We start from the raw sequence: 21,830 nt of genomic DNA, 5'->3' as shown, positions 1-21,830 counted from the left end.
TGCGGATGGGGTGGCTGCGCGAGCGCGACGCCGACGCGCGCGAGCTCATGGACGCGCCCGACTGCGACCCGGTCGTGCTCGCGCGCACCTACGCGCGCTTCGACCTCGTGAACGCCGTCGTCTCGGGCCGCGGCGCGATCTACCGTCGCTGGGTGCGCCCGCGGCTTCGGGCGGGCGCGACCGTGCGCCTCCTCGACGTCGGCACGGGCGGCGCCGACCTCCCGAGGCGGATGCTGCGCTGGGCCGCGCGCGACGGCGGCCGGCTCCAGGTGGTCGCGATCGACCCCGACGCGCGCGCCATCGCGTTCGCGCGCGGCCGGCCGCCCGTGCCCGGGCTCGAGCTGCGGCAGGCCGCGACCGGCGACCTCGTCGCGGCAGGGGAGCGCTTCGACGTCGTCATCTCGAACCACGTGCTGCATCACCTGACGGCCGGCGAGCTCGGCGCGATCCTCGCCGACTCGGAGGCGCTGCTCGCCCCCGGCGGCGTCGCGGTGCACGCCGACATCGCCCGCTCCGCGCTCGGCTACCTCGGCTTCGCGGCCGGCACGCTGCCCTTCGAGCCGACGCTGCTGCGCCGCACCTACATCAGGGCCGACGGGCTCACGTCGATCCGCCGCAGCCACACGCCCGCCGAGCTCGCGGCAGCCGCGCCGGCCGGCTGGAGCGTGCGCACGGGTGTGCCGTCCCGGCTCGAGCTCGTGCGGCGGATGCCGTGACCGGCGTCCACGACGCACCTTCCGGCGGCCACGACGTCGCGATCGTCGGCGCGGGCGCCGTCGGGCTCCTGCTCGCGTGCCTCCTCGCGCAGCGCGGCATGGACGTCGTCGTGCTCGAGCGGAGGGCCGAGCCGGCACGCACGTCGCGCGCGATCGGCATCCACCCGCCGGGTCTCGCCGCCCTCGACGCCGCGGGCGTCGGCGCAGCCGTGCGGGCGGAGGCGATCCGCATCCGCTCCGGTGTCGCGCTCAGCGGCGGCCGGCTGCTCGCGCGGCTGCGCTTCGACGACCGGCCGATCCTCGCGCTGCCGCAGCACCGCACGGAGGCGCTGCTGCGCGCGCGACTCTCGACCCTCGCGCCCGGCGCGCTGCGAGAGGGCTCCGAGGTCGTGGCGATCGCGCAGTCGCGCGACGGGGTCGCGCTCTCGACCCGAGGCGCGGGCGGCACCACAGCCGTGCGCGCCCGGTGGGCGGTCGGGGCGGACGGCATCCGCAGCCCCGTCCGGCAGCTGCTCGGCATCCCGATGGAGCCGCACCGAGGGATGGGCGGCTACGCGATGGCCGACGCCCCCGACGCGACCGGCGCCGCGGCGACGGCGCTCCTCCACCTCGAGGCCGACGGGATCGTCGAGTCGTTCCCCATGCCGGGCGGGCTGCGGCGCTGGGTCGCGCGGCTCCCCGCGCCCGAGCCGGGCATGACGACGGAGGCGCTGCAGCGCATCCTCGACGAGCGGCTCGTCGAGCCGCCCCGGCTGCCGGCGGAGGCCCCGACGAGCGCGTTCGTCGCGCGGCAGCGCCTCGCCGCGCGCTTCCGCCTCGGCCGGATCGTGCTCGTCGGCGACGCCGCGCACGAGGTGAGCCCGATCGGCGGGCAGGGCATGAGCCTCGGCTGGCTCGACGCGGTCGCGCTCGACCGCGCGCTCGCTGCCGCGGCCGCGGGCGACGGCGATGCGCTCGCGGGCTACGAGCGCGCGCGGCGCCCGGCGGCGGTGCGCGCGATGCGCCGAGCGCGGTGGAACATGGCCATGGGGGCGCCCGTGAGCGCGCGCCGGCTCGCCCTGCGGCTCGCGCTCGTCCGCGCGCTCGCGGTCGAGCCGGGGCGGTCCGCGGTGACCGCGGCGTTCACGATGCGGGGGCTCTGAGCCCTCAGATCGTCGTGCCCTCGGGTCATCGTGTCCTCAGGCCGTCGTGCCCTCAGGTCGTCGTGGGTCGCCCGGCGAGCGCGGCGAGCGACTCGAGCACGCACAGCGCCGTGAGGCGCACCGTGCGCCCGTCGGGCGCATCGGCGGCGGCGTCGACCTCGACGAGGTCGAGCGAGCCGACCTCGGCGTGCCCCACGATCGCCCGGACGAGGGCGCGGAGCTGCCACGCGCTGAGCCCGCCCGGCGTCGACGCGGGGCAGCCCGGCGCCGCCGCCCGGTCGCACACGTCGACGTCGACGTCGAGGTGGACCGGGCCGCCCGCGGCAGCGGCGATCGCGACGGCCTCCGCCGCCACCTCCCGGAGGTCGCGCTCCTCGAGCGCGTCGCGGCCGATCACCCGGATGCCGGCGCCTCGAGCCCGCTCGGCGTACGCGCGGGAGTTCGCGAAGTCCTGGATGCCGAGCTGCACGACGCGGCTGCCGTCGAGGCCCGCCTCGAGCAGCCGTCGCACGGGCGACCCGTTGCTGCGGCCGTCGCGCAGGTCGTGGTGGGCGTCGATCGTGATGAGCCCCGCGGTGCCGATGCGGTCGCCCCACGCACCGAGCGCCGCGGGCACGGTCGCGGCGTTGTCGCCGCCGAGGGCGATGACGAGCCGCGCACGGGCCGACGCCCGCGCGATGAGGCCCGCCGCGCCATCCTCGTCGGCGTCCGGGTCGGCGGCGTCGCCGGCGTCGGCGATCCGCAGCCCGTCGAGCCCGTGCGGCGAGTACCGCCGGAGCGCGTCGCGCACCGCGGCGGGCGTCGCGTGCGCGGCCGTCGGGCTCAGCGACGTCGCGTGCGTGCCGAGCCCCACGAGCACGGCGTCGAGCTCGCCGTCGAGCGCGTCGGTCGAGGGCCAGTCGCCCGCGCGGGGCCAGAGCGAGTCGTGCGAGAGGGGAGTGCTGTGCGGCAGCGCCATGCGCCGAGCGTAGCGACGCCCGTGCCGGCCCTGGCGGGTCCGCGGCCCGAGTGGTTGAGTGGGGGCGGCGCCGCTCCCCGACCCCGGCGTCGGCAGGAGGCGTGCATGGGCATCGACGATCTCGTGAACAAGGCGAAGGACGCGCTCGGGAGCGAGCACGGCGAGCGGCTCAGCGACCAGGGCATCCAGGGCGCGGGCGATGGCTTCGACCGACTCAGCGGAGAGCGGTTCGCCGAGCACACCGACACCGTGCAGGAGCACGGCGACCGGCTGCTCGGCCACGACGCAGACGCTGCCGACCGGCAGACGCAGGACGACGCACCGCGCCAGTAGGCGCAGGCACCGGGGGGCGGGGAGCGATCCCCGCCCCTCCGCACGCCCGCAGGTGCGCGCATCCGCTCAGTGCGGCGGGGGAGCGCCGAGCCGCCCGCAAGGCGGCGCGCCGGGCGCGACACGCCCGGGTTGCACGAGCATCTGCATCCGTGCGAGAATCGACAGGTTGCAAACGCGGCGTTTCCTCGCCGCTCACTGCCCTGGCAGTGCACAGGACGAACTCGATCCTGGGCCGCGGGCAGCCGACACAAGAACTTCACCGAAGCCAGTGCGTCATGCGTGCTCGGCGCCGGTGCGCGCCCCTCGAGGGCATTGACAGAAGAACAGCGGTGCACTGACAGGTGCGTTGCGAGCAGCCCTCCCAGGCTGCGTCGACAGGAAGAGAGTCAGCCATGGCGGGACAGAAGATCCGCATCCGACTGAAGTCGTACGACCACGAGGTCATCGACTCCTCGGCGCGCAAGATCGTCGACACCGTGACCCGTGCGGGCGCGACGGTTGTGGGCCCGGTGCCCCTCCCGACCGAGAAGAACGTGGTCGTGGTGATCCGGTCTCCTCACAAGTACAAGGACAGCCGCGAGCACTTCGAGAAGCGCACGCACAAGCGACTCATCGACATCATCGACCCGACGCCGAAGGCAGTCGACTCGCTCATGCGCCTCGACCTGCCCGCTGACGTCAACATCGAGATCAAGCTCTAAGGAACGCAATGTCGAAGATCACGACGACTCGCGGCCTGCTCGGCACGAAGCTCGGGATGACCCAGGTCTGGGATGAGCACAACAAGCTCGTCCCCGTCACGGTGCTCGAGATCACGCCGAATGTGGTCACGCAGATCCGCACGCCCGAGAAGGACGGCTACGCAGCCATCCAGATCGCCGCCGGCCAGATCGACCCGCGCAAGGTCTCGAAGCCGGCCTCCGGCCACTTCGAGGCAGCCGGTGTCACGCCCCGCCGCCACCTCACCGAGGTCCGCACCGACAACGCCGGTGTCTTCGAGCTCGGCCAGGAGCTCGCCGTCGACCTGTTCGCCGCCGGCCAGAAGGTCGACGTCGTCGGGACGTCGAAGGGCAAGGGCTTCGCCGGTGTCATGAAGCGCCACAACTTCGCCGGCGTCTCCGCATCGCACGGTGCGCACCGCAACCACCGCAAGCCCGGCTCGATCGGTGCATCGTCCACGCCCAGCCGCGTCTTCCGCGGCAAGCGGATGCCCGGCCGCATGGGTGGCGACCGCGTCTCGGTGCAGAACCTCACCGTCCACTCCATCGACGTCGAGCAGGGCCTCATGCTCGTCAAGGGCGCCGTCCCCGGTGCCCGCGGCCGACTCGTGTTCGTCCGCAACGCTGTGAAGGGAGCCTGAGCATGACCACCCAGGTCGCCATCGTCGACACCGAGGGCAAGCAGGCAGGCTCGGTCGAGCTGCCCGCGAGCATCTTCGACGTCCAGACGAACGTTCCGCTCATCCACCAGGTCGTCGTCGCGCAGCTCGCTGCCGCACGCCAGGGCACGCACTCGACCAAGGGTCGCGGCGAGGTCTCGGGATCCGGTGCCAAGCCGTTCAAGCAGAAGGGCACCGGCCGCGCTCGCCAGGGCTCGATCCGCATGCCGCAGCACCGCGGCGGTGGCGTCGTCCACGGCCCGCAGCCGCGCGACTACTCGCAGCGGACCCCCAAGAAGATGATCGCCGCCGCGCTCCTCGGCTCGCTGTCGGACCGCGCTCGCGGTGGCCGGCTGCACGTCGTCGAGTCGTTCGGCGCCGGTGACGCTCCCAAGACCCGCGTCGCGGTCGAGATGCTCGCCGCGCTCGGCGTCGCGAAGAACGTGCTCATCGTGCTCGACCGCTCCGAGGAGACCGCGTCGCTCACGGTGCGCAACCTCCCCGAGGTGCACGTGCTCACGTGGGACCAGCTCAACGCCTACGACGTGCTCGTGAGCGACGACCTCGTCTTCACGAAGACCGCCTACGAGGCGTTCGTCGCCGCCAAGTCCCCCAAGGCCCCGAAGGCCGATGAGGCAGAGAAGGACGAGAACCGATGAGCGGCTACAACAAGGACCCTCGCGACATCATCATCCGCCCGATCGTGTCGGAGAAGAGCTACGCGCTCATCGACATGGGCAGCTACACGTTCGAGGTCGACCCGCGCGCGACGAAGACCGAGGTCAAGCTCGCGATCGAGAAGATCTTCGGCGTCAAGGTGGAGCGCGTCAACACTCTCAATCGCGTCGGCAAGACGCGCCGTACCCGCTTCGGCACTGGCAAGCGCAAGGACACCAAGCGCGCCATCGTCAAGCTGAAGTCCGGCTCGATCGACATCTTCACGACTGTCGGCTGAGCGGAAGGAACAGACCATGGCAATTCGCAAGTACAAGCCGACGACCCCCGGTCGTCGCGGCTCCTCCGTCGCGGACTTCGCTGAGATCACCCGGTCGACGCCCGAGAAGTCGCTGCTGCGCCCGCTGCCCAAGACGGGTGGCCGCAACAACACCGGTCGCATCACGACTCGCCACATCGGTGGCGGTCACAAGCGCCAGTACCGCGTGATCGACTTCCGTCGCAACGACAAGGACGGCGTCAACGCCCGCGTCGCGCACATCGAGTACGACCCGAACCGCACGGCGCGCATCGCGCTGCTGCACTTCGAGGACGGCACGAAGCGCTACATCCTCGCGCCGAACAAGCTCAAGCAGCACGACGTCGTCGAGTCGGGCTCCGGTGCCGACATCAAGCCCGGCAACAACCTGCCGCTCCGCAACATCCCGACGGGAACGGTCATCCACGCGATCGAGCTCCGTCCGGGCGGCGGCGCGAAGCTGGCCCGCTCGGCCGGCACGTCGGTGCGACTCGTCGCCAAGGACGGCCCCTACGCGCAGCTCCGGCTGCCGTCGGGCGAGATCCGCAACGTCGACGCACGCTGCCGCGCCACGATCGGCGAGGTCGGCAACGCCGAGCAGTCGAACATCAACTGGGGCAAGGCCGGCCGCAAGCGCTGGCTGGGCGTCCGACCCACGGTCCGTGGTGTCGCGATGAACCCGGTCGACCACCCGCACGGTGGCGGCGAGGGCAAGACGAGCGGTGGTCGCCACCCCGTCAGCCCGTGGGGTCAGTCCGAGGGCCGCACCCGCCGGCCGAACAAGCCCAGCGACAAGCTCATCGTCCGCCGCCGTTCGACCGGCAAGAAGAAGCGCTAGTAGGAGAGTCCGATGCCCCGCAGCCTCAAGAAGGGTCCGTTCGTCGACGACCACCTCCTCACCAAGGTGGTTCGCCAGAACGAGGCCAGCAGCAAGAACGTCATCAAGACGTGGTCGCGCCGCTCGATGATCGTGCCGGCCATGCTCGGTCACACGATCGCCGTGCACGACGGTCGCAAGCACATCCCGGTCTTCGTCACAGAGACGATGGTCGGCCACAAGCTGGGCGAGTTCGCCCCCACCCGCACCTTCCGTGGACACGTGAAGGACGACAAGAAGGGTCGTCGCCGCTAACGCGGCGGCGAAGAAGGAGAAGGCAATGGTTGAGTCGATCGCTCGCGTTCGTCACATCCGCGTGACCCCTCAGAAGGCCCGCCGTGTCGTCGACATGATCCGCGGCAAGCAGGCCGAGGAAGCCCTCGCGATCCTGAAGTTCGCCCCCCAGGGCGCCTCGGAGCCCGTGTACAAGCTCGTCGCCTCGGCGATGGCGAACGCCCGGGTCAAGGCCGACGCGTCCAACGAGTTCCTCGACGAGCAGGACCTGTACGTGGCCCGCGCGTTCGTCGACGAGGGCACCACGCTCAAGCGGTTCCAGCCGCGAGCGCAGGGTCGCGCGTTCCGCATCAACAAGCGGACCAGCCACATCACCGTCGTGCTCGCGACGCCGACCACGGAGGACGAGAACTAATGGGACAGAAGGTCAACCCCTACGGCTTCCGCCTCGGCATCACCACCGACCACGTGTCGCGCTGGTTCGCCGAGTCGACCAAGCCCGGGCAGCGCTACGCCGACTACGTGGCTGAGGACATCCGCATCCGCAGGATGCTGTCCACCAGCCTCGACCGCGCCGGCGTCGCCCGCATCGAGATCGAGCGCACCCGTGACCGCGTGCGCGTCGACATCCACACCGCCCGCCCGGGCATCGTGATCGGCCGCCGCGGCGCCGAGGCCGAGCGCATCCGCGCCGACCTCGAGAAGCTCACCGGCAAGCAGATCCAGCTGAACATCCTCGAGGTCAAGAACCCCGAGGCCTCGGCGCAGCTCGTCGCGCAGGGCATCGCGGAGCAGCTCAGCGCTCGCGTGGCGTTCCGCCGCGCGATGCGCAAGGGCCTCCAGTCGGCGCAGCGCGCCGGTGCCAAGGGCGTGAAGATCAAGGTCTCCGGCCGCCTCGGCGGCGCCGAGATGAGCCGCAGCGAGCAGTACCGCGAGGGCCGCGTGCCCCTGCACACGCTGCGGTCGAACATCGACTACGGCTTCTACGAGGCCAAGACGACCTTCGGTCGCATCGGCGTGAAGGTCTGGATCTACAACGGCGAGCTGACGAACCGCGAGCTCGCTCGCGAGCAGGCGAACCAGAAGCCGCAGCGCGAGCGTCGGGGTCCCCGTCGCGACGCACCAGTGGAGGCGTAAACCATGCTCATTCCCCGTCGAGTCAAGCACCGCAAGCAGCACCACCCGAAGCGCTCGGGCCAGGCCACCGGTGGCACGAAGGTGTCGTTCGGCGACTACGGCATCCAGGCGCTCACGCCTGCCTACGTCACGAACCGTCAGATCGAGGCCGCCCGAATCGCCATGACGCGCCACATCAAGCGCGGCGGCAAGGTGTGGATCAACATCTACCCCGACCGTCCGCTCACGAAGAAGCCCGCCGAGACCCGCATGGGCTCCGGCAAGGGCTCGCCCGAGTGGTGGGTCGCGAACGTCAAGCCCGGCCGCGTCCTCTTCGAGGTCGCCGGCGTCAACGAGGAGCTCGCACGTGAGGCGATGATGCGAGCCATCCACAAGCTGCCGCTCAAGGCACGCATCATCAAGCGCGAGGAGGCTGACGCATAATGGCGATCGGTTCCAAGGAGCTCATGCCCGCCGAGCTCGCAACCATGGACGACGAGCGACTCGTCGTCGAGCTGAAGCGGGCCAAGGAAGAGCTGTTCAACCTGCGGTTCCAGTCGGCCACCGGCCAGCTGGACTCGCACGGCCGCCTCCGCGCGGTCAAGCGAGACATCGCACGGCTCTACACCGTGATCCGCGAGCGCGAGCTCGGCATCAGCGCCGCACCGGCGCCCGTCGAGAAGCCCGCGGACAAGAAGAAGTCCAAGAAGGCCGATGAGGCCAAGACGACCGACGAGGCCAAGACGGCCCCCGAGGTCGAGAAGGCTGAGGAGAACTGATGGCTACCGAGCAGCCCACGGGCGAGGCCGCGCAGCGCGGCTACCGCAAGTCGCGCATCGGCTTCGTCGTCTCCGACAAGATGGAGAAGACCGTCGTCGTCGAGGTCGAGGACCGCGTCAAGCACCCGCTGTACGGCAAGGTGCTCCGCAAGTCGTCGAAGGTGAAGGCGCACGATGAGCAGAACGCCGCCGGCATCGGCGACCGCGTCCTGATCGCAGAGACCCGTCCGATGAGCGCCACCAAGCGCTGGCGCATCGTCGAGATCCTCGAGAAGGCCAAGTAGGCCTCGGCCTCGAAGGAGATCCAGACATGATCCAGCAGGAATCCCGCGTCAAGGTCGCCGACAACACCGGCGCCAAGCAGCTCCTGACCATCCGCGTGCTCGGCGGCTCCGGCCGCCGCTACGCCGGACTCGGCGACACGATCGTCGCCACGGTCAAGGACGCAATCCCCGGTGGAGCGGTGAAGAAGGGCGATGTGGTCAAGGCCGTCATCGTCCGCACCGTCAAGTCCACCCGCCGTCCCGACGGCTCCTACATCAAGTTCGACGAGAACGCAGCAGTCATCCTGAAGAACGACGGCGACCCGCGCGGCACGCGCATCTTCGGTCCCGTCGGTCGCGAGCTCCGCGACAAGCGCTTCATGAAGATCGTTTCGCTCGCACCGGAGGTGATCTGACCCATGGCCAGCATCAAGAAGGGCGACCTCGTCGTCGTCATCGCCGGCGCGCGCGAGTCGCGCGGCGGCGACCGGGGCAAGACCGGTCGCGTGCTCGAGGTCCTGCGCGAGCAGAACCGCGTCCTCGTCGAGGGCGTCAACCTGGTCACCAAGCACATCAAGGTCGGCCAGACCAACCGCGGCACCCGCACGGGCGGCATCGAGACCCACGAGGCCCCGATCCACATCTCGAACGTGGCCCTCATCGACCCCGAGTCGAAGAAGCCCACGCGCGTCCGCAGCGAAATCACGTCCGTCGAGAAGAACGGCGTCACGACCACGCAGAAGGTCCGCGTCGCCTCGAAGTCGGGCAAGGAGATCAAGAGCAATGACTGACACCGCAGTGCGCCTGCCCAGGCTCAAGCAGCAGTACCGCGAGACGATCGTCCCGCAGCTGCGCGAGGACTTCAGCTACAGCAACATCATGCAGGTGCCCGGGCTGACCAAGATCGTGGTCAACACGGGCGTCGGCGAGGCCGCGCGCGACTCCAAGGTCATCGACGGAGCGATCCGCGACCTGACGCTCATCACCGGCCAGAAGCCGATGGTGACGGCTGCTCGGAAGTCGATCGCGCAGTTCAAGCTGCGTGACGGCATGCCGATCGGCGCGCACGTGACCCTCCGCGGCGACCGGATGTGGGAGTTCCTCGACCGTCTGCTGACGCTCGCGCTCCCGCGCATCCGCGACTTCCGCGGCCTGAGCCCGAAGCAGTTCGACGGCAACGGCAACTACACCTTCGGCCTCACGGAGCAGTCCGTGTTCCACGAGATCGACCAGGACAAGATCGACCGCGTCCGCGGTTTCGACATCACCGTCGTCACGACGGCGAAGTCGGATGACGAGGGTCGCGCGCTGCTCAAGGCGCTCGGCTTCCCCTTCAAGACCGACTCCTGACCCCATCGGCGCCGCCGGCGCCGAGCAGCTTCAAGGTCGTTGTCCGCGGAACGGGCAGCGAAACCAGAACGGAGAACCACCCATGACGATGACCGACCCGGTCGCCGACATGCTGACGCGTCTGCGCAACGCCAACACGGCGATGCACGACGAGGTCACGCTGCCGTCGTCGAACCTCAAGGTGAACATCGCTGAGATCCTCAAGCGAGAGGGCTTCATCTCGGCCTTCAAGGTCGAGGATGCTCGCGTCGGCAAGACGCTGACCCTCAGCCTCAAGTACAGCGACAGCCGCGTTCGCGCGATCGCTGGCCTCAAGCGCGTGTCGAAGCCCGGTCTGCGCGTGTACGCACGCTCGACCGAGATCCCCCAGGTCCATGGCGGCCTCGGCGTCGCGATCCTGTCGACGAGCTCGGGCCTCCTCACTGACCGTGAGGCCGAGCAGAAGGGCGTCGGCGGGGAAGTCCTCGCCTACGTGTGGTGAGCTGACATGTCACGAATCGGACGACTCCCCATCGACATCCCCGCTGGTGTCGAGATCACGGTGAACGACGACGTCGTCACCGTCAAGGGCCCCAAGGGCGAGCTCGAGGTCAGGATCGCGAAGCCGATCCAGGTCGAGGTCGCCGACGGCCAGGTGCAGGTCTCGCGACCTGACGACGAGCGCGAGTCGCGCTCGCTCCACGGCCTGACCCGCACCCTCATCGCCAACGACATCGTCGGCGTCACCGAGGGCTACACCAAGGCCCTCGAGGTCGTGGGCACGGGCTACCGCGTCGCTGCCAAGGGCACCGGCGTCGAGTTCGCGCTCGGCTTCTCGCACCCGATCAACGTCGAGCCGCCCGCCGGCATCACGTTCGCGGTCGAGGGCAACAACAAGCTCACCGTCAGCGGCATCTCGAAGCAGGCCGTCGGCGAGGTGGCTGCGAACATCCGCAAGCTGCGCAAGCCCGAGCCCTACAAGGGCAAGGGCGTCCGCTACGCGGGCGAGCAGATCCGCCGCAAGGCTGGAAAGGCTGGTAAGTGATGGGCATCGGTACCCGAGGCAAGACGAAGTCGGCTGCCCGCGGTCGTCGCCACGCACGCCTCCGCAAGAAGGTCGTCGGCACCACCTCGGTGCCGCGCCTGGTCGTCACCCGCTCGGCACGCCACGTGTTCGTGCAGGTCGTCGACGACTCGCGCGGCGTCACCGTCGCATCGGCGTCGACGATGGAGGCTGACCTCCGCGCGTTCGACGGCGACAAGACGGCGAAGGCCAAGCGCGTCGGCGAGCTCGTCGGCGAGCGCGCCAAGGCGGCAGGCGTCGAGTCTGTCGTGTTCGACCGGGGCGGCAACCGCTACGCCGGTCGCGTCGCGGCCATCGCCGATGGCGCACGAGAGGCAGGGCTGGGACTGTGAGCGAAGAGAACAAGGACACGCAGGTGACGGACACCACGCAGCAGGCTGCGACGGCCGCTCCGGCCGCCGAGGCTGCAACGTCGTCGGACCACCGCGACGAGCCCCGCGAGCAGCGGCGCGGCAGCCGCGACCGCGGCACGCGCAACGAGCGCGGACGTCGTGACGACCGCACGGAGAACCAGTTCCTCGAGCGCGTCGTGACGATCAACCGCGTCTCGAAGGTCGTCAAGGGCGGCCGCCGCTTCAGCTTCACGGCGCTCGTCGTCGTGGGCGACGGCGACGGCATGGTCGGCGTCGGCTACGGCAAGGCTCGCGAGGTCCCCACGGCGATCTCGAAGGGCGTCGAGGAGGCGAAGAAGAACTTCTTCCGCGTCCCCCGCATCGCCAAGACGATCCCGCACCCGACGCAGGGCGAGGCCGCTGCCGGCGTCGTGCTGCTGCGCCCCGCTGCCGCCGGTACCGGCGTCATCGCGGGTGGCCCCGTCCGCGCCGTGCTCGAGTGCGCCGGCATCCACGACGTGCTGAGCAAGTCGCTGGGCTCGTCGAACTCCATCAACATCGTCCACGCGACGGTGGCCGCGCTGCGCCAGCTCGAGGAGCCCCGTGCAGTCGCTGCTCGTCGTGGCCTCGACATGGACCACGTCGTCCCGACACGCCTGCTGCGTGCCGAGGCGGAGCACTCCAAGCACGAGGCTGAGATCGCGAAGGCGGCATCCAAGTGAGCAAGCTGAAGATCACGCAGATCAAGTCTGTGATCAGCGAGAAGCAGTACCAGCGCGAGACGCTGCGCTCGCTGGGCCTCAAGCGCATCGGCCAGTCGGTCGAGCGCGAGGACACCCAGCAGAACCGTGGCTACGTCAACACGGTGCGGCACCTCGTCAAGGTCGAGGAGATCGAGAATGACTGACAAGAACACGCCGGCTGAGCTGCCGTCGCTCAAGGTGCACCACCTCCGGCCCGCGCCGGGCGCGAAGAAGTCGCGCACGCGCGTCGGTCGCGGTGAGGCGTCGAAGGGCAAGACGGCCGGTCGAGGCACCAAGGGCACCAGGGCCCGCAACTCCGTGCGTCCCGGTTTCGAGGGTGGCCAGCTCACGAGCGTCATGCGCGCTCCGAAGCTGCGCGGCTTCAAGAACCCGTTCCGCACCGAGTACCAGGTCGTGAACGTCGGCCAGCTCGAGGCGCTGTTCCCGAACGGCGGCGACGTCACCGTCGCCGACCTCGTGGCCAAGGGCGCGGTCCGCAAGAACGAGCTCGTCAAGGTGCTCGCCGGTGGCGACCTGTCGGTCGCGCTGACGATCAGCGTCGACAAGGTCTCGGCCGCGGCCGAGCAGAAGATCGTGGCCGCTGGCGGCTCCGTCAAGTAAGTAGGCTGAGGGGCGGTCCGTTCGCGGGCCGCCCCGATTGCCATTCTCGGAAGGCTGCACGTGTTCAGTGCCATCGCACGCATCTTCAAGACGCGAGACCTGCGTCGGAAGATCCTCTTCTCGCTCGCCATCGTCGCGCTGTTCCGGCTCGGGTCGTTCATCCCCGCGCCGTTCGTCGACTACGGCAACGTGCAGGAGTGCATCGCCGCGAACCAGACCGCGACCGGCCTGTACCAGCTCGTCAACCTGTTCTCGGGTGGCGCGCTGCTGCAGCTGAGCATCTTCGCGCTGGGCATCATGCCGTACATCACGGCCGCGATCATCGTGCAGCTGCTCCGCGTCGTGATCCCGCACTTCGAGGCGCTCTACAAGGAGGGACAGTCGGGTCAGGCGAAGCTCACGCAGTACACGCGCTACCTGACGATCGCGCTCGGCGTGCTGCAGTCGACCACCCTCATCACCGTCGCCCGCTCGGGCGCGCTCTTCTCGTCGACCGGCGGCCCCTCGCTGCCGCAGTGCCAGAACCTGCTGACGAACGACTCGTGGTGGTCGATCGCGCTCATGATCATCACGATGACCGCCGGCACCGGCCTCATCATGTGGATGGGCGAGCTCATCACCGAGCGCGGCATCGGCAACGGCATGTCGCTCCTCATCTTCACGTCGATCGCAGCGACCTTCCCCGGCGCGCTCGGCGTCATCTTCGAGACGCAGGGCGTCAACACGTTCATCATGGTGCTGCTCGTCGGCGTCCTGATCATGGGCCTCGTCGTCTTCGTCGAGCAGTCGCAGCGACGCATCCCGGTGCAGTACGCCAAGCGGATGGTCGGCAGGCGGATGTACGGCGGCCAGTCCACGTACATCCCCATCAAGGTCAACATGGCCGGCGTCGTGCCCGTCATCTTCGCCTCGTCGCTGCTGTACCTGCCCGCGCTCGTCGCGCAGTTCAACATGCCCGCCGACGGCACGACGCCGCCCGACTGGGTGCTGTGGGTGCAGTCGAACCTCACGAGCGGGGACGCGCCGCTCTACATGCTCGTCTTCTTCCTGCTCATCGTCGGGTTCACGTACTTCTACGTCGCGATCACCTTCAACCCGGAGGACGTCGCCGACAACATGAAGAAGTACGGCGGGTTCATCCCCGGCATCCGCGCCGGCCGTCCCACCGCCGAGTACCTCGACTACGTGCTCACGCGCATCACCTTCCCCGGATCGCTCTACCTGGGCCTCGTCGCGCTCATCCCGCTCATCGCCCTCTCGACGGTCGGCGCCAACCAGAACTTCCCGTTCGGCGGCGCGTCCATCCTGATCATCGTGGGCGTCGGGCTCGAGACGGTCCGGCAGATCGACGCGCAGCTGCAGCAGCGCCACTACGAAGGGCTCATCCGCTAGATGCCGAACCTCCTCATCGTCGGCCCTCCCGGTGCGGGCAAGGGCACCCAGGCAGCTCGGATCGCCGAGGCGCTGCGCGTCCCCGCCGTCTCGACCGGCGACATCTTCCGGCAGAACATCAAGGAGCGGACCGAGCTCGGGCAGCGCGTCACCGCGATCCTCGACGCCGGCGAGTACGTGCCCGACGAGCTCACCAACGAGCTCATCGACGATCGGCTCGCCCAGGACGACGCGAGCGAGGGCTACCTGCTCGACGGCTACCCGCGCACGGCTGGGCAGGTGGAGTTCCTCGACGGCGTCAACCTCCACCGCGGCCAGCAGCTCGATGCCGTCGTGCGGCTCGTCGCCGACACCGACGAGGTGGTGCGGCGGCTGCTCGCGCGAGCGGAGCAGCAGGGTCGCAGCGACGACACCGAGGACGTCATCCGTCGTCGCCTCGACGTGTACGAGCGCGAGACGGCACCGCTCGTGGCGATCTTCGCCGAGCGCGGACTGGTCGTCGAGGTCGACGGCATCGGTCCCGTCGACGAGGTGACCGAGCGGATCCTCGCCGGGCTCGCCGAGCGCGGCATCACCGCCTGATGCGCGGTCGCGGCCCCTACAAGTCGCGCCGGGACCTCGCCGCCATGCGCGAGCCGGGACGCATCACGGCGCTCGCCCTCGCGGCGGTCGCGGCAGAGATCCGCGCCGGCGTCACGACGCTCGAGCTCGACCGCATCGCCGAGCGCGTCATCCGCGAGCACGGCGCCGTGCCGAACTTCCAGCTCGAGCCCGGCTACGAGCACACCCTGTGCGTCAACGTCAACGACGTCGTCGTGCACGGCATCCCGGACGAGCGGCCGCTCGAGCCCGGAGACCTCGTGACGGTCGACTGCGGGGCCAAGATCGACGGCTTCAACGGCGACGCCGCGATCAGCGTCGTCGTGCCCGGGGGAGACCCCGCGATCGCCGCGGCGCGCGAGCGGCTCAGTGAGGTCACGCGCGGCGCGCTGTGGGACGGCATCGCCGCGCTCGCGCGCGCCAAGCAGCTCGGCGAGGTCGGAGCTGCGGTCGAGGACCACATCGATGCGAACAGCGACTACCGCATCGACGAGGACTACATCGGGCACGGCATCGGCGCGAAGATGCACGAGGACCCGCCCGTCTTCAACTACCGGACGCGGGTCGCGGGACCGGCCGTCAAGCCGGGGCTGTGCGTCGCGATCGAGCCGATCATCCACGCGGGCGGCGCCGAGACGGTCGTCGATGCGGACGGGTGGACGGTCCGCAGCGCCGACGGCTCCGACGCCTGCCAGTGGGAGCACTCGGTCGCCGTGCACTCCGGCGGCATCTGGGTGCTGACCGCGCTCGACGGCGGTGCCGCCGAGCTCGCGCCGCTCGGCATCGTGCCCGTGCCCATCCCCGACCGCTGAGCCGCACGTGTCCGCCGCCCTCGGGCGAGGCGGACGCGCTCAGGCCGCGCTCGCGCCGGGGAGCGCGCGATAGGCGCGCACGACGTCGACCGTGACGCCCAGCTCGTCGGCGAGCTCGGCGTCGTCGCGCGCCCACGCGCACGCGGCCCGCAGCGCGGCCGGATCGATGAGCAGCCGAGCCGCGAACCGCTCCGCCGCGCGCTCGTCGGCGGCCGACGAGCCGACGTGCATGCGCAGCGCGTGGCCGAGCTCGTGCGCGAGCACCGAGCGCTGCTCGACCGGCGTGAGCCACGGAGCGAGCAGGATGCGACGGCAGGCATGGTCGTAGGCGCCCAGCCAGCCGGGTGGCAGGGGCGCGTCGAGCACCTCGAGCTCGGCCTGCAGGCACAGGTCGAGCAGGTCACTCAGCGTGGGGCTCGTCCCTTCGAGCGCTGCCGCGCCGTGCTGCCAGTCCATGCAGGTGCTCCTCGGATCCGCCGTCCCGGATGGCGGTGACGATAGCGTCGCCCGCTGACATGCCGCCCGCGCGGACATGCGCGGCGAGCGTCGCGATCGCGGCATCGGCGGCGAGGTGCCGACGGTCGACGGGCACGCTGCCGAGCAGCTCGGCCATGACGGCGATCCAGAGCTCGACATCCGGGTCCTGCGGCTGCGCGTCGGTGGCGACGCCGAGCGCGGCGAAGAGCCTGCGCAGCACGTCCTCCTGCGGCGCCCCGGCACCGCGCTCGATGTTGCTCACCGTCGTGCGGTCGACCGCTGCGAGGTCGGCGAGCGCCTGCTGGCTGAGGCCCTGGCGCAGCCGCGCCGGCCGCACGAGCGCGCCGTAGCGCGAGCGCTCCGCCGCGTCGGCCCCTCGAAGGTGGATGGACATCGGGCCCCTCTCCGGGCTCCAGGCTAGTCCTCGATCCGCCGCAGACATCCCCCCTTCTTCGACGCTCCTCCGAGAACCTGCGCGCGACCGGCGCGCGACTGTCGAAAAGTGCTTGCACCGCAGTCGAAAAGATGGGATGCTTTGCCGCATGGAAGTCGAATCGCGGATCGGCTCGACGATGGCGGGACTGCGTCGCCGGGCGGACCTCAGCCAGCCGCAGCTGGCGGCCCTCGCCGGGGTGCCGGTGTCGACCGTCATCGGCGTCGAGCTCGGCGCGATCGAGCCTCCGGCGACGCTCGTGGCGCGGCTCGCCGCCGCGATCGCGAGCCGGCTCCGCGAGCGGCACGAGTGATGCCCCCGTGCGAGCCCATCGACTCGTGCCGATCGGCACGGGCACCCGAGCGGGTGCGACGAAGGAGGAAGCACATGCAGATGGAATCGCGCAGGGCGCGGGCGGCGGTCTGGACCGCGTCCGCGGGGATCAGCGTCGTGGGAGTGGCGATCGCGGGGCTCTCGCTCGCCTGGCTCGTCGGCAGCTTCGGGCTGTCGGCGGCCGCGGCGTCGCAGATCGTCACCGCGGTCGAGATCGGTGGCGCGGCGCTCGCCGTGGTCTCGATCATCCTCGGCGGCGGCATCGCGGGCGCCGTCATCTCGACGGTCGTCTGGTACCTCAAGCGCAAGCTGCGCCGGCTGGCGATGGCTTGACATGGGTGCGGCCGGCACGCTCGCGCCTCGGTCGGCGGGGGTGTCGGTCGCGCTCGCAGCGAGCGCGCTCGTCGTCGTGATCGGCGCGGCAGCGGCGTCGGGCGGGGCGCTGGGCGACCGCAACGCCGCGGCGCTCGCCGGGGGAGACCTCGACTCGAGCGTGCTCGCGGGCGATCGCGACGCCGGCGCGATCGCGGCGCGCAACCTGGGAGCCATCGCGCTCCTCGCCTCCGGTGCCCCGCTGCTCGGCACGCTGACGGTCATCGCGGTCGCGGTGCTCGGCATGGGGCTCGGGCTCTCCGGGGCCGCGGTCGTCGAGGCGCTCGGCGCCGCCGAGACGCTCCAGCGGGTCGGCCCCTACATCGCCTTCGAGCTCGCCGGCGTGCTGCTCGCCGCCGCCGCGGGCATCCTGCCAACAGTCCACGCGGTCGGCTCCGCGCTCCGGCGCCGAGCGGCGGTACCGTTCCCGCCCGCGTACGCGAGCGCCCTCCCGTCGAGCCTCGCGCTCACCCTCGTCGCGGCGACGCTCATCGTCATCGCGGCCGTCATCGAAGCCATCGTCATCAGCGCGCATCCGGGCTGATGCGCCATCGAGAGGAGCACCATGATCCACACGGAGGACCGAGCCGCGACGGGCTCGAAGGCGGCGGCCACGACATCGCTCGGCGTCTGGGCGCTCGTGCTCGCCGCGGCGACCGCGCTGCTGTGCCTGCGGATGCCCAGCTTCGTCGCGGTGGCGGAGCAGGCGGTCGCCGAGCAGGCCGATGCGCTCGACGATCGGGCGCTCGCCGGTGCGGCGATCGCCGTCGGCGCCGTCTCGGCAGTGGCCGTCCACGTGCTGCTGCTGGGGCTCGGTGCGCTCGTCGCCGCGCTGCTCGAGCGGGCCGTCGGGTTGCGCGCCCTCGGCCGGCGGCTGCGCCTCGGGGCCGGCGGGCTCTGCTTCTCGGTCATCGTGCTGGGGCAGCAGGCGACGGCCGTCGGGCTCGGCATCGCGGCCGTCGAGCGGTCGTGGCCGGTATGGCTCGCCGCCGGCGCGATCGCGCTGCTCGCCCCGGCGGCCTTCCCCGCGGCGCGAGCATCGGCATCCGCGTACGCGAGGGCACTGCTGGCCACCGGCGGGACGGCGGTGCTGCTGTGCGCGGGGTGACACCGTCGTTCCGGCTGCCGCTGCTCGACGTGCGCGTGCCGCTCAGCGCCGTCGGCGTGCGGATGCTCGCGGCGCTGCTGCTGCTGGCGGCGGCCGGGCACATCGCGGCGCTCGTCGCCTCCCCGGTGCCGGCATCGCGGGAGCACCTCGTCTCGCCGATCGCACTCGCGCTCTCGCTCGTGGTGCTCGTCGCGGCGGTGCCGGCGCTGCTCGACGGCAGGCTCCGGTTCGCGATCGCCGGCATCGGATCCCTCGGTCTCGGGCTGCTGGCCGCCGTCGCCACCGGCCTGGGTGCTCCGCCGCTCGTCTCGGCGCTCGGCTGGCTGGTCGTCGTCGTCGCAGCGGCGACCGGGATCTACCACCTGCTCGGCGGCGACACCGGCGCGCCGGACCACGGCACGGACGATGACGCCGGCGCCCCTCGACGGTGAGGCTCGCGCGTCGCAGCTGCGGCGCACGGTCGAGGTCGTCGCCGCGGCGATGCTCCCGCGTCGGCTGCCCACAGCGGCGGCGCGCTCGCTCGTGCCACCGGCGCTCGTCGCGCTCTCGGCAGTGGCGGCCGCGACGACGCTCGGCCTCGTGGTCGCGGTCGAGATCGCGGTGGCCGCGTGGGGGAGCGCCGTCGTCGCCGCTGTCGCGATCCTCGTGGCGCTCGTCGCGCCCGCGGCTCGGCTGTCCCTCTCGGCGCCGCCATCGATCGCGCGGGCGCTCACCCGTTCGGCACCGCTGCTGCGCGCACTCGACCTCGGCCCTGCGCTCGCGCGGCACTGGACGGCGGCGGCGGCGGTGCCGACGCTCCTCTCGGGTGCAGCGCTCAGCGGTGCGACCGCCCTCGTGCTGGGCCTCCGAGGGGAGCCGGGCACCGCGCTCGCGATCGTCGTGGCAGCCGCAGCCGGCGCGCTCGTCGCGGTCGCGATCGCCCGGCGAGGCGGCCGGCGGGTCGCCGAGCGCGGGAGGTCGGCCGGCCCGCGCGCGATGGCCGCGAGACGGCTCGCGGCGATCGGCGCGCTCGCGTGCCTCGTGAGCGCGGTGGCCTCGCCCGATCTCGCGGTGACGCCGACAGCCGCTGCCGGCGCGGGCGTCGCCGCTGCCGTCTGGGTGGCCGGGGATGCGCTCGCGCTCGACGCGCGGCCCTGGTTGCGGCTGCAGGCGACCCTCGTCGACTGCGGGGCGACCCCGGCCGCGATCGTCGGCCGATCCGCCGCCCTCGGGCTCGCCGCGACCGCGGCGCTCGGCGCGATGATCGGTGTCGCGGCGAGTGCCGTCGCGGGCGTCGATGCGGGCATCCGGATCGGCCTCGCGGCGGGCGCCGTCGGCGTCGGTGCGCTCGCGGTGCTCGTGCTCGAGCCCGATGCGCGGGCGGCCGCCCAGCGCTGCCTTGCCTTCGCCCTCGCCATCGCGCCGACGGTCGGGGCGCTCATCGCCGGAGCGCCGGTCGCGTGGATCGTCGGCGCGGCAGCGCTCGCCGGGGCGACGGCCCTCGTCGCGCTCGCGCGGAGGCTGCCGTGATCGGCATCGAGGTGGCCGGGGTCGGCGCCGTGCGCCGCGGCGCACGCTCGGTCGCCGTGCCCGACCTCGCGATCGACGGACCGGGGCTCGTGCGCGTGCTCGGGGCGAACGGCTCGGGCAAGAGCACGCTCGTCGAGCTCCTCGCGGGAGGCATCGCGCCCGAGCGCGGGTCGGTGCGCGTGTGCGGAGCGCCCGCGGCGGGAGCCGGTGCTCGTCGTCTCCGGCGGGTGTGTCGCACCGAGATCGCGCTCCTCGGGCACGTCACCCTGCGGCGCCATGCAGCGCTCTTCGCTCGAGCCGCGGGCCTGCCCCTGCGCGCCGCGACCGACGCGCTCGGCGACGAGGCGCTGGCCGATCGCCTCGACGACGCGGTCGACGAGCTCTCGACCGGCGAGGCTCGGCGCGCGTGGGTCCGGCTCACGACGCTGGGCGATGCGCCCGTGCTGCTGCTCGACGAGCCGCTGCTCGGCGTCGACGCACGGGCGGCGGACGCGCTGCGCGCACGCATCCTCGCGTGGGCCACGACCCGGCTCGTGCTCGTCGTCGACCACGACGAGCACCGCTGGACCGGAGCGGTGAGGGCGCTCTCGCTCGAGCCGGGACGGGTCGCTCCGTGAGCGCGGCGATCGAGGTGGCGGCGCTGCACGCTCGATTCGCGGGGCGCACGGTGCTCGACGACGTCTCGTTCACGGTGCCCTGGGGCGCGGTCACGGGCTTCATCGGGGTCAACGGTGCGGGGAAGACGACGACGCTGCGCCGGATCGTCGGCCTCGATGGACGGCAGGGAGCGCCGCGCGCCGGGATCGCTCGGGTCGCGGGCCGGGCGTTCGAGCAGCTCGTCGACCCGTGCTCGGTGCTCGGCTACTGCCCGGACGCGCTCGGCGCGGCTCCCGGCCAGTCGGCGGCGCAGCACCTCGAGGCGCTCGCCCTCCGCGCTCGCCTCGGTCGCGACGCGACGCGACGCGCGCTCGACGACGTCGGGCTCACGGGCGCGACCGGCCGCATCCGCAGCTTCTCGCTCGGCATGCGCAGACGGCTCGCCATCGCCGGCGCCCTGCTCGGCGCGCCGCGCGTGCTCGTGCTCGACGAGCCGTTCGACGGGCTCGACCCCGCCGGGCGACGCTGGCTCTCGGAGCGGCTGCGCGAGCATGCGGACCGCGGCGGCGCGGTGCTGCTCTCGGCCCACGCGCTCGACGAGATCGAGCCGCTGCTCGACCGGGTCGTGTGCCTGCACGACGGCCGGGTGCGCTTCGAGGGCGACACCGAGGCGTTCCTGCGCTCCCACGCCGCGCGGGTCGTGCTCGTGCGATCGCTCGACCAGCCGCGGCTCGCCGCAGCCCTCGGTGCCCACGGCGCGACCGTGCACGCGCGGGCGGGCGGCGCGATCGCCGTGCGCGGCCTCGAGGCGCTCGAGATCGCCCGCGTCGGGGCGGCCGTCGACGTGCTCGTGACCGAGCTCACCCCGCGCAGGACGACGCTGAGCGCAGCCTTCGGCGCGGCGATCGAGGAGCTGCGATGAGGAGCGTCGGCCCGCTCCTGGCCGGCGAGCTCGCGGCCCTGCGGGGGCGGGGGCTCTGGTGGGCGGCCGTCGTGGCCGTCGGCGGGTCGCTCCTCGGCGGGCTCGCGATGGCCGCCCTCGTGCTGCCGTTCGACGACATCGCGTCGCTCGAGGCGAGCACCGTCGTCGTCTCCCGGGGCTCCTCCACGCCGGTCGCCGTCGCGCTGCTCACGAGCTTCGCCGTCGCGGGCCCGTACCGCGACGGGTCGTGGCTGCACGCGGCGCTCGCCGTGCCGCGCCCCGCCCGGCGGATGCTCGCGGGCGCCGCGCCGGTCATCGCGCTCGGGCTCGGGCTGGGCGTGCTCGGCGTCGCTGCCGCGGCAGCGGGCGCGGCGATCGTCGACGCGTCGGCGCTCGC

At 72.0% G+C, this 21,830-nt stretch carries 37 protein-coding genes; 34 read left to right on the top strand and 3 right to left on the bottom strand.

Annotated elements, in window-relative coordinates; translation table 11 throughout:
* Positions 1-5: 5 nt before the first annotated feature.
* Entirely contained in the window at positions 6-716 is a 711-nt protein-coding gene (locus tag ABD106_RS07015; RefSeq protein WP_343918797.1) for a methyltransferase domain-containing protein, read from the top strand.
* Positions 713-1,858 (top strand): FAD-dependent oxidoreductase, encoded by a 1,146-nt coding sequence (locus tag ABD106_RS07010; protein WP_343918783.1) that lies wholly within the window; start codon positions 713-715, stop codon positions 1,856-1,858. Before ABD106_RS07015 ends, ABD106_RS07010 begins: the two co-directional genes overlap by 4 nt.
* A gap of 52 nt (positions 1,859-1,910) precedes the next feature.
* Here ABD106_RS07010 and ABD106_RS07005 read toward each other — a convergent pair whose 3' ends face one another.
* A complete protein-coding gene (locus tag ABD106_RS07005) occupies positions 1,911-2,816 on the bottom strand; it encodes an arginase family protein (RefSeq protein ID WP_343918781.1) in 906 nt (301 codons plus the stop codon).
* Positions 2,817-2,921: 105 nt separating this feature from the next.
* Here ABD106_RS07005 and ABD106_RS07000 point away from each other — a divergent pair, with 105 nt between their 5' ends.
* The 24 genes from ABD106_RS07000 (at position 2,922) to map (ending at position 15,682) form a co-directional block, all read left to right on the top strand.
* Complete coding sequence (locus tag ABD106_RS07000; RefSeq protein WP_343918779.1) at positions 2,922-3,149, top strand: antitoxin; 228 nt, start codon at positions 2,922-2,924, stop codon at positions 3,147-3,149.
* Positions 3,150-3,541: 392 nt separating this feature from the next.
* The gene (gene rpsJ / locus ABD106_RS06995; RefSeq protein WP_021010896.1) at positions 3,542-3,850 is read left to right on the top strand and encodes a 30S ribosomal protein S10; all 309 of its coding nucleotides are present in this window, start codon (positions 3,542-3,544) and stop codon (positions 3,848-3,850) included.
* An 8-nt stretch (positions 3,851-3,858) separates the two neighbouring features.
* A complete protein-coding gene (gene rplC, locus ABD106_RS06990) occupies positions 3,859-4,509 on the top strand; it encodes a 50S ribosomal protein L3 (RefSeq protein WP_343918773.1) in 651 nt (216 codons plus the stop codon).
* Positions 4,510-4,511: 2 nt separating this feature from the next.
* On the top strand, positions 4,512-5,186 hold the full coding sequence (rplD, locus tag ABD106_RS06985; RefSeq protein WP_343918771.1) for a 50S ribosomal protein L4: 675 nt from the start codon (positions 4,512-4,514) through the stop codon (positions 5,184-5,186).
* On the top strand, positions 5,183-5,482 hold the full coding sequence (rplW, locus tag ABD106_RS06980; protein ID WP_343918769.1) for a 50S ribosomal protein L23: 300 nt from the start codon (positions 5,183-5,185) through the stop codon (positions 5,480-5,482). The genes rplD and rplW overlap by 4 nt, the downstream gene beginning before the upstream one ends.
* Before the next feature lie 16 nt (positions 5,483-5,498).
* A complete protein-coding gene (gene rplB / locus ABD106_RS06975; RefSeq protein ID WP_343918767.1) occupies positions 5,499-6,338 on the top strand; it encodes a 50S ribosomal protein L2 in 840 nt (279 codons plus the stop codon).
* Between the two features lie 12 nt (positions 6,339-6,350).
* The gene (rpsS, locus tag ABD106_RS06970) at positions 6,351-6,632 is read left to right on the top strand and encodes a 30S ribosomal protein S19 (protein ID WP_092915854.1); all 282 of its coding nucleotides are present in this window, start codon (positions 6,351-6,353) and stop codon (positions 6,630-6,632) included.
* Positions 6,633-6,657: 25 nt separating this feature from the next.
* The gene (gene rplV / locus ABD106_RS06965) at positions 6,658-7,026 is read left to right on the top strand and encodes a 50S ribosomal protein L22 (protein ID WP_343918763.1); all 369 of its coding nucleotides are present in this window, start codon (positions 6,658-6,660) and stop codon (positions 7,024-7,026) included.
* A complete protein-coding gene (rpsC, locus tag ABD106_RS06960) occupies positions 7,026-7,748 on the top strand; it encodes a 30S ribosomal protein S3 (RefSeq protein WP_343918761.1) in 723 nt (240 codons plus the stop codon). The genes rplV and rpsC overlap by 1 nt, the downstream gene beginning before the upstream one ends.
* A 3-nt stretch (positions 7,749-7,751) precedes the next feature.
* Complete coding sequence (rplP, locus tag ABD106_RS06955; protein WP_123697051.1) at positions 7,752-8,171, top strand: 50S ribosomal protein L16; 420 nt, start codon at positions 7,752-7,754, stop codon at positions 8,169-8,171.
* On the top strand, positions 8,171-8,506 hold the full coding sequence (rpmC, locus tag ABD106_RS06950; protein ID WP_343918759.1) for a 50S ribosomal protein L29: 336 nt from the start codon (positions 8,171-8,173) through the stop codon (positions 8,504-8,506). The genes rplP and rpmC overlap by 1 nt, the downstream gene beginning before the upstream one ends.
* Positions 8,506-8,790 carry a 30S ribosomal protein S17 gene (gene rpsQ / locus ABD106_RS06945; RefSeq protein WP_343918757.1) on the top strand — a complete coding sequence of 95 codons (285 nt, stop codon included), beginning with the start codon at positions 8,506-8,508 and terminating at the stop codon, positions 8,788-8,790. The genes rpmC and rpsQ overlap by 1 nt, the downstream gene beginning before the upstream one ends.
* Before the next feature lie 26 nt (positions 8,791-8,816).
* Complete coding sequence (rplN, locus tag ABD106_RS06940; protein WP_123697054.1) at positions 8,817-9,185, top strand: 50S ribosomal protein L14; 369 nt, start codon at positions 8,817-8,819, stop codon at positions 9,183-9,185.
* Positions 9,186-9,188: 3 nt separating this feature from the next.
* Positions 9,189-9,560, top strand: coding sequence for a 50S ribosomal protein L24 (rplX, locus tag ABD106_RS06935; RefSeq protein WP_343918753.1), 372 nt, complete (start codon positions 9,189-9,191; stop codon positions 9,558-9,560).
* On the top strand, positions 9,553-10,119 hold the full coding sequence (gene rplE / locus ABD106_RS06930; RefSeq protein WP_343918751.1) for a 50S ribosomal protein L5: 567 nt from the start codon (positions 9,553-9,555) through the stop codon (positions 10,117-10,119). The genes rplX and rplE overlap by 8 nt, the downstream gene beginning before the upstream one ends.
* Before the next feature lie 82 nt (positions 10,120-10,201).
* Positions 10,202-10,600 (top strand): 30S ribosomal protein S8, encoded by a 399-nt coding sequence (rpsH, locus tag ABD106_RS06925; RefSeq protein ID WP_343918749.1) that lies wholly within the window; start codon positions 10,202-10,204, stop codon positions 10,598-10,600.
* A 6-nt stretch (positions 10,601-10,606) separates the two neighbouring features.
* Entirely contained in the window at positions 10,607-11,143 is a 537-nt protein-coding gene (rplF, locus tag ABD106_RS06920; protein ID WP_343918747.1) for a 50S ribosomal protein L6, read from the top strand.
* Positions 11,143-11,514 (top strand): 50S ribosomal protein L18, encoded by a 372-nt coding sequence (rplR, locus tag ABD106_RS06915; RefSeq protein ID WP_343918745.1) that lies wholly within the window; start codon positions 11,143-11,145, stop codon positions 11,512-11,514. Before rplF ends, rplR begins: the two co-directional genes overlap by 1 nt.
* Positions 11,511-12,236 (top strand): 30S ribosomal protein S5, encoded by a 726-nt coding sequence (gene rpsE / locus ABD106_RS06910; protein WP_425545729.1) that lies wholly within the window; start codon positions 11,511-11,513, stop codon positions 12,234-12,236. The genes rplR and rpsE overlap by 4 nt, the downstream gene beginning before the upstream one ends.
* Entirely contained in the window at positions 12,233-12,421 is a 189-nt protein-coding gene (gene rpmD / locus ABD106_RS06905; protein ID WP_123697061.1) for a 50S ribosomal protein L30, read from the top strand. Before rpsE ends, rpmD begins: the two co-directional genes overlap by 4 nt.
* Entirely contained in the window at positions 12,414-12,878 is a 465-nt protein-coding gene (rplO, locus tag ABD106_RS06900; protein WP_425545728.1) for a 50S ribosomal protein L15, read from the top strand. The genes rpmD and rplO overlap by 8 nt, the downstream gene beginning before the upstream one ends.
* Before the next feature lie 60 nt (positions 12,879-12,938).
* Positions 12,939-14,270 (top strand): preprotein translocase subunit SecY, encoded by a 1,332-nt coding sequence (secY, locus tag ABD106_RS06895; RefSeq protein WP_343918739.1) that lies wholly within the window; start codon positions 12,939-12,941, stop codon positions 14,268-14,270.
* Entirely contained in the window at positions 14,271-14,852 is a 582-nt protein-coding gene (locus ABD106_RS06890; RefSeq protein WP_343918738.1) for an adenylate kinase, read from the top strand.
* A complete protein-coding gene (gene map / locus ABD106_RS06885; protein WP_343918736.1) occupies positions 14,852-15,682 on the top strand; it encodes a type I methionyl aminopeptidase in 831 nt (276 codons plus the stop codon). The genes ABD106_RS06890 and map overlap by 1 nt, the downstream gene beginning before the upstream one ends.
* Positions 15,683-15,721: 39 nt before the next feature.
* Here map and ABD106_RS06880 read toward each other — a convergent pair whose 3' ends face one another.
* Together ABD106_RS06880 and ABD106_RS06875 are read right to left on the bottom strand one after the other, a co-directional pair.
* On the bottom strand, positions 15,722-16,138 hold the full coding sequence (locus tag ABD106_RS06880; protein ID WP_343918734.1) for an ImmA/IrrE family metallo-endopeptidase: 417 nt from the start codon (positions 16,136-16,138) through the stop codon (positions 15,722-15,724).
* Complete coding sequence (locus tag ABD106_RS06875) at positions 16,083-16,553, bottom strand: helix-turn-helix domain-containing protein (protein WP_343918732.1); 471 nt, start codon at positions 16,551-16,553, stop codon at positions 16,083-16,085. The genes ABD106_RS06880 and ABD106_RS06875 overlap by 56 nt, the downstream gene beginning before the upstream one ends.
* Before the next feature lie 148 nt (positions 16,554-16,701).
* On the opposite strand from ABD106_RS06875, the gene ABD106_RS06870 reads away from it, so the two are divergent.
* The 8 genes from ABD106_RS06870 (at position 16,702) to ABD106_RS06835 (ending at position 21,433) form a co-directional block, all read left to right on the top strand.
* The gene (locus tag ABD106_RS06870) at positions 16,702-16,905 is read left to right on the top strand and encodes a helix-turn-helix transcriptional regulator (RefSeq protein WP_343918730.1); all 204 of its coding nucleotides are present in this window, start codon (positions 16,702-16,704) and stop codon (positions 16,903-16,905) included.
* A gap of 74 nt (positions 16,906-16,979) precedes the next feature.
* Positions 16,980-17,258 carry an uberolysin/carnocyclin family circular bacteriocin gene (locus ABD106_RS06865; protein ID WP_343918728.1) on the top strand — a complete coding sequence of 93 codons (279 nt, stop codon included), beginning with the start codon at positions 16,980-16,982 and terminating at the stop codon, positions 17,256-17,258.
* A 1-nt stretch (position 17,259) separates the two neighbouring features.
* Entirely contained in the window at positions 17,260-17,841 is a 582-nt protein-coding gene (locus tag ABD106_RS06860) for a stage II sporulation protein M (protein ID WP_343918726.1), read from the top strand.
* 21 nt (positions 17,842-17,862) lie between these two features.
* Positions 17,863-18,405, top strand: a complete 543-nt coding sequence (locus ABD106_RS06855; RefSeq protein ID WP_343918724.1) for a hypothetical protein — start codon at positions 17,863-17,865, stop codon at positions 18,403-18,405.
* Positions 18,402-18,836 carry a hypothetical protein gene (locus ABD106_RS06850; protein WP_343918722.1) on the top strand — a complete coding sequence of 145 codons (435 nt, stop codon included), beginning with the start codon at positions 18,402-18,404 and terminating at the stop codon, positions 18,834-18,836. The genes ABD106_RS06855 and ABD106_RS06850 overlap by 4 nt, the downstream gene beginning before the upstream one ends.
* Complete coding sequence (locus ABD106_RS06845; RefSeq protein WP_343918720.1) at positions 18,811-19,914, top strand: hypothetical protein; 1,104 nt, start codon at positions 18,811-18,813, stop codon at positions 19,912-19,914. Before ABD106_RS06850 ends, ABD106_RS06845 begins: the two co-directional genes overlap by 26 nt.
* Positions 19,911-20,531, top strand: coding sequence for an ATP-binding cassette domain-containing protein (locus tag ABD106_RS06840; RefSeq protein WP_343918718.1), 621 nt, complete (start codon positions 19,911-19,913; stop codon positions 20,529-20,531). Before ABD106_RS06845 ends, ABD106_RS06840 begins: the two co-directional genes overlap by 4 nt.
* Positions 20,528-21,433, top strand: coding sequence for an ABC transporter ATP-binding protein (locus ABD106_RS06835; RefSeq protein WP_343918716.1), 906 nt, complete (start codon positions 20,528-20,530; stop codon positions 21,431-21,433). Before ABD106_RS06840 ends, ABD106_RS06835 begins: the two co-directional genes overlap by 4 nt.
* The last annotated feature ends 397 nt before the right edge of the window (positions 21,434-21,830 follow it).

Source organism: Agrococcus citreus, from assembly GCF_039527715.1.
GTDB classification, from domain to species: Bacteria; Actinomycetota; Actinomycetes; order Actinomycetales; family Microbacteriaceae; genus Agrococcus; species Agrococcus citreus.
This window is presented reverse-complemented; position numbering and strand designations above follow the sequence as displayed.

Coding starts and splice junctions, on each gene's coding strand:
- ABD106_RS07015 (WP_343918797.1), top strand. CDS start 6: ATGGGGTGGCTGCGCGAGCGCGACGCCGACGCGCGCGAGCTCATGGAC.
- ABD106_RS07005 (WP_343918781.1), bottom strand. CDS start 2,816: ATGGCGCTGCCGCACAGCACTCCCCTCTCGCACGACTCGCTCTGGCCC.
- ABD106_RS07000 (WP_343918779.1), top strand. CDS start 2,922: ATGGGCATCGACGATCTCGTGAACAAGGCGAAGGACGCGCTCGGGAGC.
- rpsJ (WP_021010896.1), top strand. CDS start 3,542: ATGGCGGGACAGAAGATCCGCATCCGACTGAAGTCGTACGACCACGAG.
- rplC (WP_343918773.1), top strand. CDS start 3,859: ATGTCGAAGATCACGACGACTCGCGGCCTGCTCGGCACGAAGCTCGGG.
- rplD (WP_343918771.1), top strand. CDS start 4,512: ATGACCACCCAGGTCGCCATCGTCGACACCGAGGGCAAGCAGGCAGGC.
- rplW (WP_343918769.1), top strand. CDS start 5,183: ATGAGCGGCTACAACAAGGACCCTCGCGACATCATCATCCGCCCGATC.
- rplB (WP_343918767.1), top strand. CDS start 5,499: ATGGCAATTCGCAAGTACAAGCCGACGACCCCCGGTCGTCGCGGCTCC.
- rpsS (WP_092915854.1), top strand. CDS start 6,351: ATGCCCCGCAGCCTCAAGAAGGGTCCGTTCGTCGACGACCACCTCCTC.
- rplV (WP_343918763.1), top strand. CDS start 6,658: ATGGTTGAGTCGATCGCTCGCGTTCGTCACATCCGCGTGACCCCTCAG.
- rpsC (WP_343918761.1), top strand. CDS start 7,026: ATGGGACAGAAGGTCAACCCCTACGGCTTCCGCCTCGGCATCACCACC.
- rplP (WP_123697051.1), top strand. CDS start 7,752: ATGCTCATTCCCCGTCGAGTCAAGCACCGCAAGCAGCACCACCCGAAG.
- rpmC (WP_343918759.1), top strand. CDS start 8,171: ATGGCGATCGGTTCCAAGGAGCTCATGCCCGCCGAGCTCGCAACCATG.
- rpsQ (WP_343918757.1), top strand. CDS start 8,506: ATGGCTACCGAGCAGCCCACGGGCGAGGCCGCGCAGCGCGGCTACCGC.
- rplN (WP_123697054.1), top strand. CDS start 8,817: ATGATCCAGCAGGAATCCCGCGTCAAGGTCGCCGACAACACCGGCGCC.
- rplX (WP_343918753.1), top strand. CDS start 9,189: ATGGCCAGCATCAAGAAGGGCGACCTCGTCGTCGTCATCGCCGGCGCG.
- rplE (WP_343918751.1), top strand. CDS start 9,553: ATGACTGACACCGCAGTGCGCCTGCCCAGGCTCAAGCAGCAGTACCGC.
- rpsH (WP_343918749.1), top strand. CDS start 10,202: ATGACGATGACCGACCCGGTCGCCGACATGCTGACGCGTCTGCGCAAC.
- rplF (WP_343918747.1), top strand. CDS start 10,607: ATGTCACGAATCGGACGACTCCCCATCGACATCCCCGCTGGTGTCGAG.
- rplR (WP_343918745.1), top strand. CDS start 11,143: ATGGGCATCGGTACCCGAGGCAAGACGAAGTCGGCTGCCCGCGGTCGT.
- rplO (WP_425545728.1), top strand. CDS start 12,414: ATGACTGACAAGAACACGCCGGCTGAGCTGCCGTCGCTCAAGGTGCAC.
- ABD106_RS06890 (WP_343918738.1), top strand. CDS start 14,271: ATGCCGAACCTCCTCATCGTCGGCCCTCCCGGTGCGGGCAAGGGCACC.
- map (WP_343918736.1), top strand. CDS start 14,852: ATGCGCGGTCGCGGCCCCTACAAGTCGCGCCGGGACCTCGCCGCCATG.
- ABD106_RS06880 (WP_343918734.1), bottom strand. CDS start 16,138: ATGGACTGGCAGCACGGCGCGGCAGCGCTCGAAGGGACGAGCCCCACG.
- ABD106_RS06875 (WP_343918732.1), bottom strand. CDS start 16,553: ATGTCCATCCACCTTCGAGGGGCCGACGCGGCGGAGCGCTCGCGCTAC.
- ABD106_RS06870 (WP_343918730.1), top strand. CDS start 16,702: ATGGAAGTCGAATCGCGGATCGGCTCGACGATGGCGGGACTGCGTCGC.
- ABD106_RS06865 (WP_343918728.1), top strand. CDS start 16,980: ATGCAGATGGAATCGCGCAGGGCGCGGGCGGCGGTCTGGACCGCGTCC.
- ABD106_RS06860 (WP_343918726.1), top strand. CDS start 17,260: ATGGGTGCGGCCGGCACGCTCGCGCCTCGGTCGGCGGGGGTGTCGGTC.
- ABD106_RS06855 (WP_343918724.1), top strand. CDS start 17,863: ATGATCCACACGGAGGACCGAGCCGCGACGGGCTCGAAGGCGGCGGCC.
- ABD106_RS06845 (WP_343918720.1), top strand. CDS start 18,811: ATGACGCCGGCGCCCCTCGACGGTGAGGCTCGCGCGTCGCAGCTGCGG.